General features: G+C 69.5%; 1 protein-coding gene. It reads right to left on the reverse strand.

The annotated features are described in order from the left end of the window. A partial coding sequence (locus FDZ70_10990) for a tandem-95 repeat protein (protein TLM65623.1) occupies positions 1-1,224 on the reverse strand: 1,224 nt, incomplete at both ends.

The raw sequence follows: 1,224 nt of genomic DNA on the forward strand, positions 1-1,224 counted from the left end.
CGTTTCCGAGCACGCCCGGAGCGGCGACCGTGAGCGTCGTGTCCTCGGCCGTCGAGTACGAGTCGGCCACCGCGACAGGAGCGTCGTTGACCGGCGTCACGGTGATGTCGACGGTCACGATGTTCGAGTCGGCCGTGCCGTCGTTGGCGTGGTAGGTGAAGGAGTCCGTACCGTTCCAGTCCGCGTCCGGCACGTAGGTGAAGCTGCCGTCGGCGTTCAGGGTCAGCGTGCCGTTGGACACGTCGGTGTCGAGCACCGCGTCGAGCGGATCGCCGTCGACGTCGGTGTCGTTCACGAGCACACCCGGGGCGGCGACGGTGAGCGTCGTGTCCTCGGCGGTGCTGTAGGAGTCACCCACAGCGACCGGGGCGTCGTTGACCGGCGTCACCGTGATCGTGACCGTCGCGATGCCGGACGTGGCCGTCCCGTCACTCGCGCGGTAGGTGAACGTGTCGGTGCCGAACCAGTCCGCATCCGGCACGTAGGTGAACGAGCCGTTCGCGGACAGCGCCAGCGTCCCGTTGGACGGTCCAGCCACCAGCGTCGCGGTGGTGACGGCGCTGTCGATGTCGCTGTCGTTCCCGAGCACGCCGGGTGCGGCGACCGTGAGCGTCGTGTCCTCGGCTGTCGAATACGCGTCGTCGACCGCGACCGGCGCGTCGTTGACCGGCGTCACCGTGATCCGGACCGTCGCGACATTCGAGTCGTCGGTGCCGTCGTTGCAGTAGTAGGTGAACGAGTCCGTGCCGTTCCAGTCGGCGTCCGGGGTGTAGAGGAACGACCCGTCGGCGAGCAGCACCAGCGTGCCGTTCGCCACGTCGGCGACGAGCACCGCGCTCAGCGGATCGCCCTCGACGTCGGTGTCGTTGGAAAGCACGCCCGGCGCCGCCACGGACAGCGCGGTGTCCTCGGCGGTGGTGTAGGAGTCGTCGGCGGCGACCGGGGCATCGTTGACCGGCGCGACCGTGATCGTGACCGTCGCGATGCCCGACGTCGCGGTCCCGTCGCTCGCGCGGTAGGTGAACGAGTCCGTGCCGCTCCAGTCCGCGTTCGCCCGGTACGCGAACGAGCCGTTCACGTTGAAGACGAGGTTGCCGTTGGACGGTCCGGCCACGAGCGTCGCGGTGATGACGGCCGAGTCGATGTCGCTGTCGTTGCCGAGCACGCCGGGCGCGGCCACCGTCAGCGTCGTGGCCTCGGTCGCCGCATACGCGTCGTCCACGG

This window comes from Actinomycetota bacterium, from assembly GCA_005774595.1.
GTDB lineage: Bacteria > Actinomycetota > Coriobacteriia > Anaerosomatales > D1FN1-002 > D1FN1-002.